The organism is Micromonospora sp. WMMD714, from assembly GCF_029581315.1.
GTDB classification, from domain to species: domain Bacteria; phylum Actinomycetota; class Actinomycetes; order Mycobacteriales; family Micromonosporaceae; genus Micromonospora; species Micromonospora rifamycinica.
Window position 1 is genome coordinate 3033986 of sequence record NZ_CP120744.1, and the last position, 15991, is coordinate 3049976.

Genomic DNA, 15991 nt, shown 5'->3' on the forward strand with positions numbered 1-15991 from the left:
GCGGGGTGTGACGCGCTCAGTCGAGGCCGAGGTCGCGGCGCAGCTTGGCGACGTGGCCGGTGGCCTTGACGTTGTAGAACGCGTGCTCGATCTTGCCGTCCGGGTCGATGACGAAGGTGGACCGGATCACCCCGGTCACCGTACGGCCGTAGAGCTGCTTCTCGCCGAACGCGCCGTACGCGGTGAGCACCGCCTTGTCGACGTCGGCGACCAGCGGGAAGGTGATCGCGTCACGTTCGCGGAACTTCGCCAGCTTGGCGGGCTTGTCGGGGGAGATGCCGACCACCTCGTAGCCGGCGGCCTGGAGCGAGGCGAGCGAGTCGCGGAAGTCGCAGGCCTGCTTGGTGCAGCCGGGCGTCATCGCGGCCGGGTAGGCGTACAGGATGACCCGGCGACCGCGCAGCGCGGCCAGGGAGAGCGTCTCCCCGGTGTCGGTGGGGAGGGTGAAGTCGGGAGCGGGGTCGCCAGCGGCGAGCCGGTCGGGCGCGGTCATGGCGACGACCCTACCGCCGGGTGGCGACGGGTCGGCCGTCCCGCGCCGGGCCGCCCCGGGGGCGACCGGCGGCCGGCCTGGAGGTGAACCGCACATGGCTTGTTGCCGCACCTTGGCAACAGCAGACTGCGGGAAATAAGCTGAGCGCGCCGGTCGACTGGAGGTCACGTGGAAACCCTGGCGATGCACATCTCGAACGGGATCATCAACGGTCCCGTCGCGGGCGTCTTCGCGGCCGTGGCGCTGGCCGCCCTGACCTTCTGCGTGCTGCGCGGCCGGCGCGACCTGGACGACCGGCTCGCGCCGATGGCCGGCCTGGTCGCCGCGTTCATCTTCGCCGTCCAGATGCTCAACTTCCCGATCTTCACGGCCGGGGTCTCCGGTCACCTGCTCGGCGGCGCGCTCGCCGCGCTGCTGGTCGGCCCGTGGGTGGGCGCGCTCTGTGTGTCGGTGGTGCTGATCGTGCAGGCCCTGGTCTTCGGCGACGGTGGCGTCGCCATGCTCGGCCTGAACGTCACCAACATGGCGCTGCTCGGCACCGCGGCGGCGTACCTGCTGATCGCCGGCCTGCTGCGGGTCCTTCCCCGCACCCCCGCCGGCCTGGCCGTGACCGCGTTCGTCTCGGCGCTGGTCAGCGTGGTGGTCGCGTCCCAGGGCTTCGTCGTGCAGTACTGGCTCGGCGGCACCACCGACCTGGGCGGCAACCTCACCGGCCTGGCCGGCACGATGGCCGGCGTCCACCTGCTGATCGGCATCGGCGAGGGGCTGATCACCGCGACCACGGTCGCCACCGTGGCCAAGGTCCGACCCGATCTGGTGTACGCGCTGCGTGCGCTGAAGCCGGCGACCGCGCCGGCTCCCGTTCCGGCTGTCGGAGGTGTGCGGTGAGGAAGCGTTCCTGGGGGTTCGTGGCGGTCGGCCTGCTGGTCGCCCTGCTGCTGGCCGGGGTGGTCAGCAACTACGCCTCGTCGCACCCGGACGGCCTGGACTCGTCGCTGCTCAAGGGCTGCACGGTGAACGCCGACGACGAGATCACCGGCGGCTCCTGCCCCGCGCAGCAGGCGAGGGACCACGAGCTGGCCGACAGCCCGCTGGCCGACTACGGCATCCGGGGCGTCGACAACGGGTTCCTCTCCACCGGCCTGTCCGGGGTGGTCGGGGTGCTGCTCACCTTCGCCGTCGGCGGCGGCCTGTTCTGGCTGCTGCGTCGCCGTGGCCCGGCCGACACCGGCACCCGGGGCGAGCGGGCCGGCGGCACCGCCGACCGGCAGCCCGCGTCCGGCTCCGTCGGCTGACCCGGCGGTACGCCGTGGGAGCCGGACACGCACACGTGCTCTACCGGGACACCCCGTCCCGGGTGCACCGGCTGGCCCCCGAGGTCAAGATCGCCGCGATGGTGCTGTTCACCGTGGCGGTGGTGGCCACCCCGCGCGAGGCGTTCTGGGCCTTCGGCGGGTACGCCCTGCTGGTCGCCGTCGTCGCCGCGCTGGCCCGGGTGGGTCCGCGCTGGCTGCTGCTGCGCGCCACGATCGAGCTGCCGTTCGTGCTCTTCGCCGTCGCCCTGCCGTTCCTCGGTGCCGGGGCGCGGACCGAGTTCGCCGGGCTGAGCCTGTCGGTGGACGGCCTGCACGGGGCGTGGAACATCGTCGCCAAGGGCACCCTGGGGGTGCTGGCGTCGTTGCTGCTGGCGGCGACGACCACCACCCGGGACCTGATCGTCGGGCTGGACCGGCTGCGGTGCCCGCAGATCATCACCCAGATCGCCACGTTCATGCTGCGCTACCTCGACGTGCTGGTCGGTGAGGCCCGCCGGATGCGGGTGGCCCGGGTCTCCCGGGGTGACGACCCGCGTTTCCTGTGGCAGCTGCGGGGCTTCGCCGCCGGGGTGGGCGCGCTGTTCCTGCGGGCCTTCGAACGCGGTGAGCGGGTCTACCTGGCGATGCTCTCCCGGGGCTACACCGGGCGGATGCCGGCGGTCTGGCAGGGGGCCGGCGCGGCGACCGCCGGGCAGTGGGCGGCGGCGGCCACCGTGCCGGTCGTGGCGGTGGCCATCGCCGCGACCGCCGTCGTCCTGACATGATCGGGTACGTGCAGACCGCTGTCTCCCTGGACGTCCGTGGCGTTCGGTACGCGTACCCGGACGGTCACCTCGCGCTGGCCGGGGTGGACCTGACGGTGCCGCGCGGCGAGCGGGTGGCCCTGCTCGGCCCGAACGGCGCCGGCAAGACCACGCTGGTGCTGCACCTCAACGGCATCCTCACCCCCACCGAGGGGGTGGTGAGCGTGGGCGGGCTGACGGTGTCCCGGGACCGGGACACCCTGACCGAGGTCCGCCGCCGGGTGGGCATCGTATTCCAGGACCCGGACGACCAGCTCTTCCTGCCCACGGTGGCCGAGGACGTGGCGTTCGGCCCGGCCAACCTGGGGTTGCGCGGCGCGGAGCTGGCCGCCCGGGTGGACGAGGCGCTGACCGCGGTGGGGATGGCCGAGCACCGGGACCGCGCCCCGCACCACCTGTCGTTCGGGCAGCGTCGCCGGGTGGCGGTGGCCACCGTGCTGGCGATGCGCCCGGAGATCCTGGTCCTCGACGAGCCGTCGTCCAACCTGGACCCGGCGGCCCGCCGGGAGCTGGCCGGGATCCTGCGAGCCCTGCCGGTGACCCTGCTGATGGTCACCCACGACCTGCCCTACGCGGCGGAGCTGTGCGACCGGGCGGTGATCCTGGACGCCGGCCGGATCGTCGCCGACGCCCCCACCGCCGACCTGCTCGCCGATGCGGCCCTGCTGGCCCGGCACCGCCTGGAACTGCCCTACGGCTTCCACCCGCGACCGACCCGCTGACCGGCCCGGGAGCGCCGAGGGGCGGTCGACCTCACCGGTGGGCGGGCGGGCTCGGGACCGGGCCGGCGGGGGTCCGGGGCGCGGCGGCGCGGGCGGCGGCGTGCAGCCGGAGCAGACCGGCCCCGGCCGCGCCCACCCCGGTGACCAGCACCCCGGTCAGCAGCACCCGCGCGGTGCCGCCGGACCAGGGCACCGGGGCGACCGCGCGGGACAGCACGGTGAGGTTGGCGACGCCGACGAAGAGGGTCAGGCACGCGCCGGCCAGCGCGAGCACGAAGTCGGCGGCGGGCCGCCGGGCCAGCGCCCACCCGCCGGCGGCCAGCGCACCCAGCCCGGTCAGCAGCGGCCAGAGCTGCCCGGCGAGCAGCCCGAGCAGCACGCCGGCCACCCCCTGCGCCCCGGCGTCCAGCTCCCGGCCGAGCACCAGGGCTACGGCGGCGGCCCCACCGAGGGCGAGCACCGCGCCGACGCCGCGCAGCGCCCGGCCGCCCGGCAGCAGACCCGCCGCCCCGACCAGCAGCGCCCCGAGGGTGGCGGCCACCCACCACGGGTACGGGTCCGGTGGCGGCACCCAGTCGAGGGTGCCGCGCAGCTCCACCGGTTCGCCCCCGGCGTGCAGCGGCACGGCCCAGTCGCGGACCCGGTGCTCCCGGCCCGGGTCGGCGGCCACCGGGGCGGGCACCGTGGGCTCCCGCCACAGGGTGCGCTGGTCGTGCCAGCGGACCCGCTGGTCGTCGCCGATCCTGCGCCACTGCGGCGGGGCGGCCGGGTCGGCGGCGGCGGGCAGCGCGGTGTCGCCGGCCAGGGTCCGGTTGAGGTACGTGGCGGGGGAGCGGGTGTTCTCGTACGCCCCGTCCGGCCCGACCCGCAGGTACGGCTCCCCGGAGTAGCCGATCACCTCGACGTCCCGGCCGGTGCGGTTGACCAGCTCCAGTCGCGCGCCCGCCTCGACGGCCCGGACGGTCAGCCCCGGCCGGGCCGGGGTGATCCCGGTCACCGCGGTGCGGTAGTCGGTGCCGTCGGGGGCGTCCGCCCCGTGCGCGTACGCCGGGGCGGCGGTGCCGAGCAGGCCGAGCAGTGCGGCGGCGACCAGCAGGACGGCCCGCCGCAGGGGTGCCGGGGTCACTTGCCGGCCGCCTCCACGGCCGCGGTGATGCCGGCCGGGCTGCGGTCGGACACGGCGGTGCCGTTCACCTTGAGGGTCGGGGTGCCGGTGACCCCGGCCTTGCTGGCGTCGTCGGTGACGTGTTCGGTCCACGCCGTGTACGTGCCGTCCCTGACGCAGGAGCCGAAGTCGTCCCTGTTCAGCCCGACGCCCGCGCCGATGTCGATCAACTGGTCGTTGCTCAGCCCGGCGCTGCCCTCCGGCGGCTGCTGGGCGAAGAGCGCGTCGGTGAACTCCTTGAACTTGCCGCCCTGGGCCGCGCAGCCGGACGCGGCCGAGGAACGGGTGGAGTATTCGGTGGTGGAGAACCGGTTGAGGTAGGCGACCGGGTGGAAGACCACCCTGGCCTTGCCGGAGGAGACCAGCTGGTTGATGGTCTCCCCGCTGGTCTGTTGGAACTCTTTGCAGACCGGGCAGAGGTAGTCCTCGTAGAGGTCGATGGTGACCGGCCCGGTGCCGAGCACGACGCCGGTGCCGGCGTCGTTCGCCCCGGGCGGCGCGGTGAAGGTGTCCGACTTCTGGCTGGAGTAGACGCTCCAGCCGATCAGGCCGGCGATCACCAGCACCACGACCGCGCCGACGGAGGTCCAGAGGGTCCGCTTGCGCCGCTTCTCCCGGGCGAGCTGCTCGCGGACCACCCGCGCGGCCTCGTTGCGCCCCTTGCGACTACTCATCGTCGTCCTCCACGGGTGGGTCGCCCGCGAGCCAGCCGTCCACCGAGAACGGGGTGCGGGGCCAGATCAGCAGGAATCCGGCCAGCGCCAGGAATCCCAGGTCCCGGAGGATCTCCGGGAGGTAGCTCGGGGCCTGGCCGGCGGCGAGCTGCCCGCCGCTGCCGAAGCACCCGCAGTCGATGGCCAGGCCGCGCGCCCAGGCCGAGGCGATGCCGGCGACGAAGACCACCAGCAGCGCGGCGGAGACCCCGGCGCTCAGCCGGGTCGCCAGCCCGGCGAGCAGCAGCAGGCCCAGCGCCAGTTCCACGAAGGGCAGTGCGGCCCCGATCGCCGTCGCCACCTCGTAGGGCATCACCTGGTACGCGTTGACGGCCCGCCCGGAGGCGGCCAGGTCGCCGACCTTGGCCCCACCGGCGAACAGCCACACGGCGGCCAGGCCGAGCCGGGCGGCGAGGCCGAGCCAGGGCCGGACGACCGGCCAGCCTCCGGCCCGGGTACGCGCTGCGGTCACGCCCATTGGTCGTCCCGCCCGGCCCTCGGGTTCCCCGGCGTGGCCGGTCCCCGGTGGCCCGCCCGGGGGCGGGTGGGACCGGTCGGCGGGGCCTGGCGGGCGGTCGCGGCGGGGTCGCGGTGAGCGGGGGTCACGACAAGCCAGGCTACGCGGCGTGGCCGTGGCGGGCAGGGTCCTTCGGCCCTTTGCATGGTCCCGCTCACGCCGGGAACTTTTCCCCCCTCCCGTCCGACTACCTGTTCATGACGTGCCACCACCTACGGCAGGCGCCCCGGCCGCCGGGGCCGCCCCGTGCCGTCACGGGGCGGTCGGGTGGGCGTTCGGGGCTCCGGTCAGCGAGCATGGCGGGATGAACGCCGTCGATCGTCGCTGGCTCGCCCGCACGGGTGCCGCTGCCGGCCTGCTGGTCACCCTCGTCGCCCTGCTGCTCGCCCCCGGCGGGCCGGCCGCGGCCCACGCCGTGCTGGCCAGCAGCAGCCCGGTCGCCTCGGCGGTGGTGCCGAGCGCCCCGTCAGAGGTGGTGCTGACGTTCAGCGAGTCGGTCCGCAAGGTGCCCGACAAGGTGCGGGTCATCGCGCCGGACGGCTCCCGCGCCGACCGGGGGGAACCCCGGTTCGAGGGGTCCGTGGTGACCATCGGGGTCGACCCGGCCGGTCCGCGCGGCACCTACCTGGTCAGCTACCGGGTGATCTCCGCCGACAGCCACCCGGTCTCCGGGGCGTTCACCTACTCGGTGGGAGCGCCGTCGACACCGCCGACCGACTCCGGCACGGACAGCCGGGCCGACCCGGTGGTCGGTGCGGGGGTGAAGGTGGCCCGCTACCTGGGGTACGCGGGGCTGCTGCTGGTGGTGGGTCCGACGCTGGTGCTGGCCGCGCTCTGGCCGCTGCGGCTGTCCCGGCGGGGGCCGGCCCGGCTGCTGTGGGCCGGCACCGGGCTGCTCGCCGTCGCCACCGCGGTCGAGGTGTGGTTGCAGGTGCCGTACACCGCCGGAGGCGGTGTGTTCGACGTCACCGGCGAGGGGCTGTCCGAGGTGCTGGGTAGCGGGTACGGCAGCGCCCACCTGATCCGGCTGGGTCTGTTGGCGGCGTCGGTGTTCCTGCTCCGGCCGCTGACCCGGGGGCCGGTGGGTCGCACCGACGGGCTCATCCTGACCGGGCTCGGGGTGGCCGGGCTGTTCACCTGGCCGCTGGCCGGGCATCCGGCGGCCTCCCCGGCCCCGGCGGTCTCGGTGCTCGTCGACGCGGTGCACCTGGGCAGCATGGCGGTCTGGCTGGGCGGGCTGGTGATGCTGGCCGGCTTCCTGCTGCGCCGGGCCGACGAGCGGGAGCTGGGCGCGATCCTGCCGATCTGGTCCCGCTGGGCGGCGCTGGCGGTCGCGGCGCTGCTGCTGGCCGGCGTCGTGCAGGGGTTGATCGAGGTGGGCACCCTCGCCGCCCTCACCGGCACCGCGTACGGCCGGCTGCTGCTCGTGAAGATCGGACTGTTCGCGCTGGTGGTGGGGGTGGCCGCGTACTCCCGGCAGCTGGTGCGACGGCGGACCGCGGCGGCCCGGCCGATGCCGGTGCGGCGCGCGGTCTGGGTGGAGCTGGCGGTCACCGCGGTTATCCTCGGGGTCACGGCGGTCCTGGTGCAGACCCCGCCGGCCCGGACCGCCGCCGACGGCGGCTCCGGCGCGGACGCCGGCTACTACTCGACCACGCTGACCAGCCCGATCTACTCGCTCCAGGTCGAGCTGGACCCGGCCGAGCGGGGCAACAACTCGATGCACCTGTACGCCTACACGCCGGACAACCGGCCGCAGCCGGTGGTGGAGTGGAAGGCCACCGCCGCGCTGCCCTCGGCCGGGGTGGAACCGATCGACATCCCGCTGCTCAAGCTGACCGACAACCACGCGACCGGGGAGTTCAGCTTCCCGTCGGCGGGTGAGTGGCAACTGCGTTTCACGGTCCGTACCTCCGACATCGACCAGGCCACGGTGACCGCCACCGTGCCGATCAAGTAAGAAGGGCCCGTCCCAGATGATCCGTCTCCGGCGCACCGCATCCGCCGCCGCGCTCACCCTCACCGCCGTCGCCGCCACGCTGCTGGGCTTCGCCGGGCCGGCCGCGGCGCACGTCACGGTCAACCCGAGGGAGGCGACCCAGGGCAGCTACGGCCGGTTCGCCGTCCGGGTGCCCAACGAGAGCGACACCGCCTCCACCGTCAAGATCGAGGTGAACCTGCCGGACAACGCCCCGGTCGGCTCGGTCTCCACGATGCCGGTGCCGGGGTGGACGGTCGCGGTGGAGAAGCGCAAGGTGGATCCGCCGATCGAGGTGCACGGCAGCCAGCTCACCGAGGCGGTTTCCAAGCTCACCTGGACGGCCGCCGCCGGTGGGGGCGTCAAGCCGGGCGAGTTCCAGGAGTTCCCGGTCTCGATGGGCCCGCTGCCGCAGGTCGACAGGATGGTCTTCAAGACGCTCCAGACCTACTCCGACGGCAACGTGTCGCGGTGGATCGAGGAGCCCACCCCGGGTGCGGAGGAGCCGGAGAACCCGGCACCGGTGCTGACCCTGACGGCCGCGGCCGGTTCTCCGTCGGCGGCTCCGGCGGCCGGTGCGACGGCGGCGGCCAAGGACGACGACGATGACGACGACTCGGGTTCGACGGCGATCGTGCTGGGCGTCGTCGGCCTGCTGGCCGGGCTCGGCGGCCTGGCCCTCGGCGGGCTGGCCTTCGCCCGGACCCGGCGGGAGCCGACGCCGAAGTCCTGACCCGCACCGCCCGCACCGGCCCGTCGGATCCGTCCGGCGGGCCGCTGCCGTGCGGTGGGCCGCTGCCGTGCGGTGGCCGGTCCCGGTGGCGGCCCTCCGCGCGGTGGGCCGGACCCGGTGGCGGCATTCCTTCCCGGCGGGCCGGTCCCGGTGACGGCCTTCGGCGCGGCGGGCCGGTCCCGGTGACGGCCCTCCGCGCTGCCGACGCGGAGGGCCGTCCCACCGGGGGAGCGGTGCGTTGTAGCCGTGACCGGCTCATGTCAGATTAGCGCTAAAAGTCAGACAGTGGAATATCTGTCCTTTTCAGGGCTGTCCGGCGGTCGGGAGCGGTTCCCGCCGCACCGGGAGCAGCACCAGCAGCAGCACCGCCAGCAGCACGTACGCGTTGCGGACCAGGAACTCCCACGGATTGTCCGTCCGGGCCGGGGCGACACCCCAGTCGAAGAACGAGACCACCCCGCAGACGATCACCAGGCCGGTGCCGATGGCGAGGGCGAGCAGCCGACGTCGGCGTCGTGCCCCCGCCGCGGTCTCCCGGTCGGCGTCGAGCGCGGCATCCACCAGCACCACCACCGCCGGGACGAACCAGTAGATGTGATGGGTCCAGGTGATCGGGCTGATGAGACCGCCGACCAGGCCGGTGAGGGTGAGGCCGGTCAACCAGTCACCGCTGCGCGCGGCACGGGCCGCCCGGTGCAGCCCGTACCCGAGAACGGCGACGACCAGGACGAGCCAGAGCAGGCGGTTCGGCTCCTCGGGCGCGTCGATCCGGCTGAGTAGACCGAACAGCGACTGGTTGCCGGTGTAGTCGGTCCGCCCGACCCGGTCGGTGGCCCACAGCTCGTGGGTCCAGAACCGCCACGAGTCCTGCGGCGCCACCGCGGCGGCCAGCAGCGTCGCCGCCGCCGCCGTGACACTGGCCACCACGGCCGCCCGCCAGCGCCGGGTCACCAGCAGGTAGACGATGAAGATGCCCGGAAAGAGCTTGAGCGCCGTGGCCAACCCCACGCCCACCCCGGCCCACCGCCGCGCCTGGGGTACGGCGAAGAGCAGGTCGGCCAGGATCAGCACCACCAGCAGCATGTTGATCTGACCGAAGGTGATCGTCTCCCGGGTGCTCTCCACCGCGAAGACCAGCAGCACCGCCACGGCGAGCGCGAACGTCCGGTGCAGACCGTGCCGTTCGATCACCGGCAGCACCAGCCAGCGGGTGGTGACCACGACACCGACGCAGGTCAGCGCCGTGAAGACGACAATGGTCAGGCCCAGCGGCAGCACCCCGAACGGGCGCAGCAGCAGCGCGCTGAACGGCGGGTACGTGAAGTAGAGCTCACCCTGCACCCGGTCGGGCTGCACGTAGTCGTAGAGCGGATGCCCGGACGCCCACCAGTCCATCGCCCGCATGTAGATCTTCAGATCGAAGAAGTCGTGCACCAGGCCCGGCAGGTAGAGCGCCGGTAGGACGGCGGCCAGCGCCAGCACCGTGACGACCCGGCGGACCGTACGGCTTCGCTGGTCCTCCGGGGTGGCGACGGGGGAAGCGACGGAATCGGCGGGCACGGGGAAACCCTAGCGGTCCCGTCCCCCGACAGTGCCGAGGCGCGGGCACCTGGGCTGCGCGTAGTCTGTTGCGGTGGCTGACCTACTCGTCTGGATCGACTGTGAGATGACCGGGCTCGACCTCACCAGCGACAAGCTGATCGAGGTCGCCGCACTGGTCACCGACCCCGACCTCAACGTGCTGGGTGAGGGGGTGGACGTGGTCATCCACGCCGACGACGAGGCCCTGGCCGCGATGCCGGAGATCGTCCGCACCATGCACGCGAAGTCCGGCCTGACCGAGGAGGCCCGCCGTTCCACGGTCACCCTGGCCGAGGCCGAGGACCTGGTCCTGGAGTACGTGACCAGCCACGTGAAGGACCCGCGCACCGCGCCGCTGTGTGGCAACTCGATCGCCACCGACCGCGGCTTCATCGCCCGGGACATGACCCGGCTCGACGCCCACCTGCACTACCGCATGATCGACGTGTCGTCGATCAAGGAGTTGTGCCGCCGCTGGTATCCCCGGGTGTACTTCGGCCAGCCGCAGAAGGGGTTGGCGCACCGGGCGCTGGCCGACATCCGGGAGAGCATCCGGGAGCTGGAGTACTACCGGCGCACCCTGTTCGTGCCACTGCCCGGCCCGGACGTGGACACGGCGAGGGCGATCGCCGCGCAGCTCTGAGCCGGTCCGCCGGTCGGGGTGCAACCCGCTGGACGGGCCCCGCCCGGGTGTGGCTATTATTAGTCCGCACCCGCCCGGGAGACCGGAGCGGACGGCATGGTGGCTGTAGCTCAGTTGGCAGAGCACCGGGTTGTGGTCCCGGTTGTCGTGGGTTCAATTCCCATCAGTCACCCGGTTGGTGGAGCTTTCCACCGCAGTTCAGGCCCCCTCCGCCGAGGGGGCCTGAGTCGTTTCCGGGGTCTGCCGGGGGACGCGCCCGCTGTCGCCACCCGTCGTGCCTGTCCCGGACGCACGATCGGCCCCCACCTGGCGGCGGGGGCCGATCGTGGACGGTCGGTGCTCCGGTCGGGTCGGGGTGTCGACGTCCCGGTCAGGACGTCGGCGTGGCGCTCGGCTCCGGGGCGGTGCCGTCCGGGGCGGTGCCGGCGTCCGGCTGCCCGGCGTCCGGGTCGTACGGCAGGGCGCTGCCCTTGACGTACTCGTCCCAGCTCATGTTCCAGTCGGTCCAGCCGTTGCCGTTCTGGAGCTTGCGCTCGGTGCCCTTGACCGTGATCGGGTCACCGATCTTCGTGTTGGCGAACAGCCAGGCGCCGTCCTTCATCGACACGTTCACGCAGCCGTGCGACACGTTCGTGGTGCCCTGCTGCCCCTCCGACCAGGGGGCGGCGTGGATGAACTCGCCACCCCAGGTGAGCCGCTGGGCATAGTCGATCTTGGTGCGGTAGCCCTCCTCGGGGCCGAGCTCCTCCATGGTGTCGAAGACCGTCTTACGGAGCTTCTCGATCACCACCATGGTGCCGCTGGACGACGGGGTGCTCTTCTTGCCCAGGCTGACCAGGACGGTCTTGACGGCCTTGCCGTCCCTGGTGACGGTCATCCGCTTGGTCTTGTTGTCGACCTGCATCACCACCGCCGGGCCGATCTTGATGTCCACGGTCAGGTCGGACCGGCCGTACCAACCGTCGCCCATCGGCAGCCCACCGGCCCGCACCCGGTACGACACGGTGCTGCCCGACTTCCAGAACTCCTTCGGCCGGTAGCGGACCTCGGTGGGGCTGACCCAGTGCCAGACGCCCTCCTGGGCCGGGGTGCTGGTGACCGTCATCCGTCGCTGCACGTCGTCGCGGTAGTCCTCGGGGACGGCCCGACCGAACTTCACGATCAGCGGCATGGCCACGCCGACCACCTGGTCGTCGCCGAGGAAGCTGGTCACCCGCACCTGCTTGTCCGGCTTGGCCATCACGGTGAAGGCGCTGGTGGCCGTCGCCGACTTGCCGTCGTCACCGGTGGCCGTCACGGTGGCGGTGTACTTCCCGCCGTACTCCAGGGTGCTGTCGGGCAGCCAGCTCGCACCGTCCGCGGCGAGCTTGCCCTCGACGGGCTTGCCGGCCGCGTCGGTGAGCGCGACGGTGGTCTCCTTGGCGTCCTTGGCCGCGAAGACGATGCCGGTCGAGGCGGGGACGTCGGTGGCGTCGGCCTTCGGCTCGCTGATCGTCGCGGTGGCCTTGGGCGCGCTCTCCCCGCCGCCGCCCTGCCAACTGGACGGCTTGTCACCGCCGGAGCCGGTGCAGGCGGAGGTGAGGGCCAGCGTCGCGGCGAGGACCCCCGCCGCGAGCACCCGGCGGCGACCGGTACGCCCGGTCAGATGGTCCTGGACAAGTCGCATGATTCCCTCACAGTCGTGGTCCCCGATGTTCCATCGTGCCTCACTGACGTGTGGGAGCGCCCGTCGGTTGCGAAGGGTGAACTGAAACACGCCGGTGGACGAAGTGTGAACACGGTGGGTCACCGGTCCACGTCGGCCCGGGTCGACGCGGACCGCGTCGACCCGGGCCGGGTGTGTCAGACCAGGGGGCCCGAGCCGCCCTGCGGAACCGGCAGCGCGCTGCCCTTGACGAACTCCGCCCAGGTCAGGCTCCAGGCCGTCCACCCGTTGCCCGGTTCGAGCTTGCGCGGGGTGCCCTTGACCGTGATCGGGTCACCGACCTTCGTCTGGGAGAAGAGCCACCTGCCCATCGCCATCGAGACGTTGACGCAGCCGTGCGAGACGTTCCGCCGACCCTGCACCCCCTCGGACCACGGTGCCGCGTGGATGTACTCGCCGCCCCAGGTCAGCCGCTGGGCGAAATCGATCTCGGTGCGGTACTGGTTGGCCGGGTCCGGCTCGTCCATGGTGTCGAAGACGGTCTTCTCCTTCTTCTCCATCACCACCATCGTGCCGCTGGAGGAGGGCGTGCTCTTCTTGCCCAGGCTGACCGGCAACGTCTTGACCAGCTGGCCGCCCTCGAAGACCTCCATCTGTTTGGTGGCGTTGTCCACCTTCATCTCGAAGGCCCGCCCGATCTTGGCGGTGGCCGACCGGTCCACGTTGCCGTACCGGCCGTTGCTCAGCGGAATCCCGGCCAGTGCGATCCGGACGCTCAGCGTCGTCCCCGGCTGCCAGTACTCCGGCCCCCGGTAGTACGCCTGGGTGCCGCTGGAGACCCAGTGCCAGGCACCCGGCTGCGGCGGATCGGTCTTGACGAACATCCGCTTCTGGACGGCCGCCCGGTCCTTCTTCGGGATACCCGGGCTGAACTCGGCCACCACCGGCATGGCCACGCCGTACGTCCGGTCGTCGAAGAGGTACAGGCCGGAGCCGATCATCGAACTCGGCTTGGCCATCGTGGTGAACGTACTCACCCCCTGCCGGGGCTGGCCGTCGGCGCCGGTGCCGGTCACCGTGGCCTTGTATCTGGTGTTGTACTTCAGGGCCGACGACGGCACCCAGGAGCTGCCGTCCAGACGCATCTTCCCGCCGACCTGCTTGCCGTCACCCGTGGTGAGGGTGACCGAGGAGATCTTGCCGCCGCCCGGGAGGTCGGCGCTGATCTCGGTGCTCACCGGCCTGCTCTTCGCCCCGTCGGCCGGACTGACCGCCAGGCCGGCGGCCGGCGCCGACGGCGACGCCCCGTCGGACTGCGTCGGGGCCACCGCCTCGGTGCTCGGCGAAGCCCCGGTGCCGCCGACGAACTCGGCCTGCTTCTTCTGGTCGCCGCCGCACCCGGCCAGAGCCAGCGACGCCGCCAGGACGAGAGCGCCCGCCATCGCCCCGCCCCGCGTTAACCTGCCCATCCCCACCTCTGTTCTCGCGTACCTGGCGGACATCGTGCCCCATCCAGGCCACCGGCTCGATCCCGCACGTTGTACGGTGGGGGATTTGGCGGCTTTTGACCGTTAAGCTCGACCGAAGGGGGGAGCCGGGTAGTGGATTGGAACCCCGCTCCTGCCCCGTGCTATGTTCTCTGCGTGCCAACGAGCGCCGCTAGCTCAACTGGCAGAGCAGCGGACTCTTAATCCGCGGGTTCGGGGTTCGAGTCCCTGGCGGCGCACCACAAAAAGGCCCTGACCAGCGCTTAGCTGGCCAGGGCCTTGATGTTCATCTATGTAGTTTTGAACCGCCCCCCGTAAACCCCCCAGTAACGCCCTGGGGCGATCACATTCGACGGGGCGGGTGGTGCTGCCGGCCGCTGCCCGTCTATGCGGTCGGCTGCGTGCCAGGGCCGAGGTTCTCCGGATCGCCTGACGGTGGCCTTCCGCCGAGCTGTTCGAGGATGGCGGAGCTGTCCGGGGCGAGGGCGGCCTTGACGATGTAGTGCTTCTTGGTGATCTCGTTGCTGCCATGCCCGAGCTGGGCGGCGGCGCTGTCGGTGCTGGCCTCCCTGTCGATCAGGGTGGCGACGGTCTTGCGGAAGGTGTGCGGGGTGACCCATTCGAGGCCGGTGTCGGCGCGGGCTGCACGCCACTGCCGGCGGACGTTCGGTGGGGATAGCCAGGTGCCGCGTCGGGAGGCGAAGATCGCGTCGTGGGGGTTGTCGGCGGCGTCGAGCTTGCGGGCCATCAGCATTCCGACCGCGAAGCGGGGCAGGACCACTGACCGGAAGCCCGCGTCGGTCTTCGTCCACTCCTGGCGGAAGAAGCCCTGGCCTCTGACGTAGATGATGGTGCCGCAGATCGTCAGGACGGGGTGTTCGACGGCGAGGTCCAGGTCTTCCCACCGCAGCGCCAGGATCTCGCCGATGCGGGCGCCGGTGGCGAGCATGAGGTCAACGATGTCGGCCAGGTCGCTGGTCGGGCGAGGGCCTGACTTGCCGGGGGTCGGCTGTTGCCACCTCCGGATCGCCGCGCGGACGTCGTCGAGTTGTTCCCGTTCAAGGGCGACGACGGTCTTGCGTGGCCTGCGTAGGCGGCTGGTGTCGCGGATGGGGTTGGTGGTGAGCGCGCCGCGACGTACGGCCAGTGCCAGCATCTGGCCGAGGACCACCTTCGCGCTCTTGGCTGCCGAGGGGCGATCCTCGGCGATCTTACGCAGGAACTTGTCGATGCGGCCCGCGCTTGCCTCCCGGATCCGTAGGTCACCCAGGACGGGCACGATGGAGACCCGCACGCTGATCTCGTACCTACTGATGCTCTGCGGCGAGACGCGCTCCTCTGCCGTGATCTCTTCCAGCCACCGAGCAGCGAGCGTGCTGACGTGCGTCTCCCGGGTGATCTCGTCGTCGTTGGGGGCCACCCGGTCGCGTAGCTTGATCTTCAGCGCTCGGATGGCGGCCGGGCCGGTGGTGTCGGTGGCCTCGACGTCGCGGGTCTTGCCGTCGTGATCGCGGTATCGGGTTCGGGCGCAGTACCGGTTGGGGCCGAGCTTCTCGGTGCGGATGTTGCCCCAGGTGCCGATGGATAGTGGAGGTCGGGCCACGGCTCAGCGCTCCGGGTCGGTGTGTGCGTCGAGCCAGCGTTCGACCTCGCTGCGTCGGTAGCGCAGGGTGTTGCCGACGCGGATGGCGCGTGGCCCTTTGCCTCGGCTGTGCCAGGCGTAGAGGGTGTTCTTCGGTTTGCCCAACCAGGTCGCGACGTCATCAATGGTCAGGAGGGGATCGGGTCGCCACTCGGCGGCGGGGGTGTTCACTGCGGGCTCGGGTCTGCTGTCCGGGTTGGGGCGGCGGGAGGAGGCGTTGGTTCCCAGCGAGGAAGCTGTCGCGATCCGTCGGCGGTTGGCTGAGGCTAATCCTGCCGCCTACCTACCCGACCTCGCGACGTCGTTGTGGGCGTACGGGTGGGTGTGCGTGAACGTGAAGGCCAACCTCGCCGAGGCACTGGAAGCGACCACCGAGGCGATCACCATCTACGCGCGTCTGACCGAACAGCTGCCGGCCGTGTTCGCCGAGCGGCTTTTCGCCGCCTACCAGACCCTCGCCGATGTCCTTGACGGACTGGGGCGGACCGACGAGGCCGCAGAACTGCGCCGGCAGCTCGACGAGGCTACCGGCGGCGGTGCGGACACAGCGTGA

17 protein-coding genes and 2 tRNA genes are annotated in these 15991 nt (G+C 72.4%); 10 read left to right on the forward strand and 9 right to left on the reverse strand.

Annotation, left to right across the window (positions count from 1 at the left end; all coding sequences use genetic code 11):
• Positions 1-16: 16 nt before the first annotated feature.
• Entirely contained in the window at positions 17-493 is a 477-nt protein-coding gene (bcp, locus tag O7625_RS13555; RefSeq protein WP_067306082.1) for a thioredoxin-dependent thiol peroxidase, read from the reverse strand.
• Between the two features lie 168 nt (positions 494-661).
• On the opposite strand from bcp, the gene O7625_RS13560 reads away from it, so the two are divergent.
• From O7625_RS13560 to O7625_RS13575, 4 genes are read left to right on the forward strand one after another with little or no spacing between them, the layout of a single operon-like run.
• Positions 662-1381, forward strand: coding sequence for an energy-coupling factor ABC transporter permease (locus tag O7625_RS13560; RefSeq protein WP_282346249.1), 720 nt, complete (start codon positions 662-664; stop codon positions 1379-1381).
• Positions 1378-1788 carry a PDGLE domain-containing protein gene (locus tag O7625_RS13565; RefSeq protein WP_282346251.1) on the forward strand — a complete coding sequence of 137 codons (411 nt, stop codon included), beginning with the start codon at positions 1378-1380 and terminating at the stop codon, positions 1786-1788. Before O7625_RS13560 ends, O7625_RS13565 begins: the two co-directional genes overlap by 4 nt.
• A gap of 14 nt (positions 1789-1802) precedes the next feature.
• The gene (gene cbiQ, locus O7625_RS13570) at positions 1803-2573 is read left to right on the forward strand and encodes a cobalt ECF transporter T component CbiQ (RefSeq protein WP_282346252.1); all 771 of its coding nucleotides are present in this window, start codon (positions 1803-1805) and stop codon (positions 2571-2573) included.
• Positions 2570-3334, forward strand: coding sequence for an ABC transporter ATP-binding protein (locus tag O7625_RS13575; RefSeq protein ID WP_282346253.1), 765 nt, complete (start codon positions 2570-2572; stop codon positions 3332-3334). The genes cbiQ and O7625_RS13575 overlap by 4 nt, the downstream gene beginning before the upstream one ends.
• A 31-nt stretch (positions 3335-3365) precedes the next feature.
• Here O7625_RS13575 and O7625_RS13580 read toward each other — a convergent pair whose 3' ends face one another.
• Genes O7625_RS13580 through O7625_RS13590 form a run of 3 tightly spaced genes read right to left on the reverse strand, consistent with a single transcriptional unit; the run spans position 3366 to position 5690 of the window.
• Positions 3366-4460 carry a hypothetical protein gene (locus O7625_RS13580; protein WP_282346254.1) on the reverse strand — a complete coding sequence of 365 codons (1095 nt, stop codon included), beginning with the start codon at positions 4458-4460 and terminating at the stop codon, positions 3366-3368.
• Positions 4457-5173, reverse strand: coding sequence for a thioredoxin domain-containing protein (locus tag O7625_RS13585; RefSeq protein WP_067306099.1), 717 nt, complete (start codon positions 5171-5173; stop codon positions 4457-4459). Before O7625_RS13585 ends, O7625_RS13580 begins: the two co-directional genes overlap by 4 nt.
• A complete protein-coding gene (locus O7625_RS13590; RefSeq protein ID WP_067306102.1) occupies positions 5166-5690 on the reverse strand; it encodes a MauE/DoxX family redox-associated membrane protein in 525 nt (174 codons plus the stop codon). The genes O7625_RS13585 and O7625_RS13590 overlap by 8 nt, the downstream gene beginning before the upstream one ends.
• A 343-nt stretch (positions 5691-6033) precedes the next feature.
• Here O7625_RS13590 and O7625_RS13595 point away from each other — a divergent pair, with 343 nt between their 5' ends.
• Together O7625_RS13595 and O7625_RS13600 are read left to right on the forward strand one after the other, a co-directional pair.
• Positions 6034-7689, forward strand: coding sequence for a copper resistance protein CopC (locus O7625_RS13595; RefSeq protein WP_282346255.1), 1656 nt, complete (start codon positions 6034-6036; stop codon positions 7687-7689).
• Positions 7690-7705: 16 nt separating this feature from the next.
• Positions 7706-8440, forward strand: a complete 735-nt coding sequence (locus O7625_RS13600; RefSeq protein ID WP_282346257.1) for a YcnI family protein — start codon at positions 7706-7708, stop codon at positions 8438-8440.
• A gap of 303 nt (positions 8441-8743) precedes the next feature.
• Here O7625_RS13600 and O7625_RS13605 read toward each other — a convergent pair whose 3' ends face one another.
• Positions 8744-10000, reverse strand: a complete 1257-nt coding sequence (locus O7625_RS13605; protein ID WP_282346259.1) for a glycosyltransferase family 87 protein — start codon at positions 9998-10000, stop codon at positions 8744-8746.
• Positions 10001-10073: 73 nt separating this feature from the next.
• On the opposite strand from O7625_RS13605, the gene orn reads away from it, so the two are divergent.
• Together orn and O7625_RS13615 are read left to right on the forward strand one after the other, a co-directional pair.
• Positions 10074-10664: an oligoribonuclease gene (gene orn / locus O7625_RS13610; RefSeq protein ID WP_084261213.1), complete on the forward strand. Its 591-nt coding sequence runs from the start codon at positions 10074-10076 to the stop codon at positions 10662-10664.
• Between the two features lie 99 nt (positions 10665-10763).
• Positions 10764-10836, forward strand: a tRNA-His gene (locus O7625_RS13615).
• A 198-nt stretch (positions 10837-11034) separates the two neighbouring features.
• Here the strand turns inward: O7625_RS13615 and O7625_RS13620 are convergent.
• A complete protein-coding gene (locus O7625_RS13620; RefSeq protein ID WP_282346261.1) occupies positions 11035-12330 on the reverse strand; it encodes an Ig-like domain-containing protein in 1296 nt (431 codons plus the stop codon).
• A 176-nt stretch (positions 12331-12506) separates the two neighbouring features.
• Entirely contained in the window at positions 12507-13778 is a 1272-nt protein-coding gene (locus O7625_RS13625) for an Ig-like domain-containing protein (RefSeq protein WP_282346262.1), read from the reverse strand.
• A 184-nt stretch (positions 13779-13962) separates the two neighbouring features.
• Between O7625_RS13625 and O7625_RS13630 the strand changes: the two genes are divergently transcribed.
• A tRNA-Lys gene (locus O7625_RS13630) sits at positions 13963-14038 on the forward strand.
• A gap of 143 nt (positions 14039-14181) precedes the next feature.
• On the opposite strand, the gene O7625_RS13635 is transcribed toward O7625_RS13630, so the two are convergent.
• Together O7625_RS13635 and O7625_RS13640 are read right to left on the reverse strand one after the other, a co-directional pair.
• On the reverse strand, positions 14182-15399 hold the full coding sequence (locus tag O7625_RS13635; RefSeq protein WP_282346264.1) for a site-specific integrase: 1218 nt from the start codon (positions 15397-15399) through the stop codon (positions 14182-14184).
• 3 nt (positions 15400-15402) lie between these two features.
• The gene (locus tag O7625_RS13640; RefSeq protein WP_208567406.1) at positions 15403-15609 is read right to left on the reverse strand and encodes a helix-turn-helix domain-containing protein; all 207 of its coding nucleotides are present in this window, start codon (positions 15607-15609) and stop codon (positions 15403-15405) included.
• 157 nt (positions 15610-15766) lie between these two features.
• On the opposite strand from O7625_RS13640, the gene O7625_RS13645 reads away from it, so the two are divergent.
• Positions 15767-15991 carry a hypothetical protein gene (locus O7625_RS13645; RefSeq protein ID WP_282346270.1) on the forward strand — a complete coding sequence of 75 codons (225 nt, stop codon included), beginning with the start codon at positions 15767-15769 and terminating at the stop codon, positions 15989-15991.

Bases quoted from the DNA above. Each gene is read 5' to 3' on its own strand.
- bcp (WP_067306082.1), bottom strand. From the start codon at position 493: ATGACCGCGCCCGACCGGCTCGCCGCTGGCGACCCCGCTCCCGACTTC.
- O7625_RS13575 (WP_282346253.1), top strand. From the start codon at position 2,570: ATGATCGGGTACGTGCAGACCGCTGTCTCCCTGGACGTCCGTGGCGTT.
- O7625_RS13585 (WP_067306099.1), bottom strand. From the start codon at position 5,173: ATGAGTAGTCGCAAGGGGCGCAACGAGGCCGCGCGGGTGGTCCGCGAG.
- O7625_RS13590 (WP_067306102.1), bottom strand. From the start codon at position 5,690: ATGGGCGTGACCGCAGCGCGTACCCGGGCCGGAGGCTGGCCGGTCGTC.
- O7625_RS13595 (WP_282346255.1), top strand. From the start codon at position 6,034: ATGAACGCCGTCGATCGTCGCTGGCTCGCCCGCACGGGTGCCGCTGCC.
- O7625_RS13600 (WP_282346257.1), top strand. From the start codon at position 7,706: ATGATCCGTCTCCGGCGCACCGCATCCGCCGCCGCGCTCACCCTCACC.
- O7625_RS13620 (WP_282346261.1), bottom strand. From the start codon at position 12,330: ATGCGACTTGTCCAGGACCATCTGACCGGGCGTACCGGTCGCCGCCGG.
- O7625_RS13625 (WP_282346262.1), bottom strand. From the start codon at position 13,778: ATGGGCAGGTTAACGCGGGGCGGGGCGATGGCGGGCGCTCTCGTCCTG.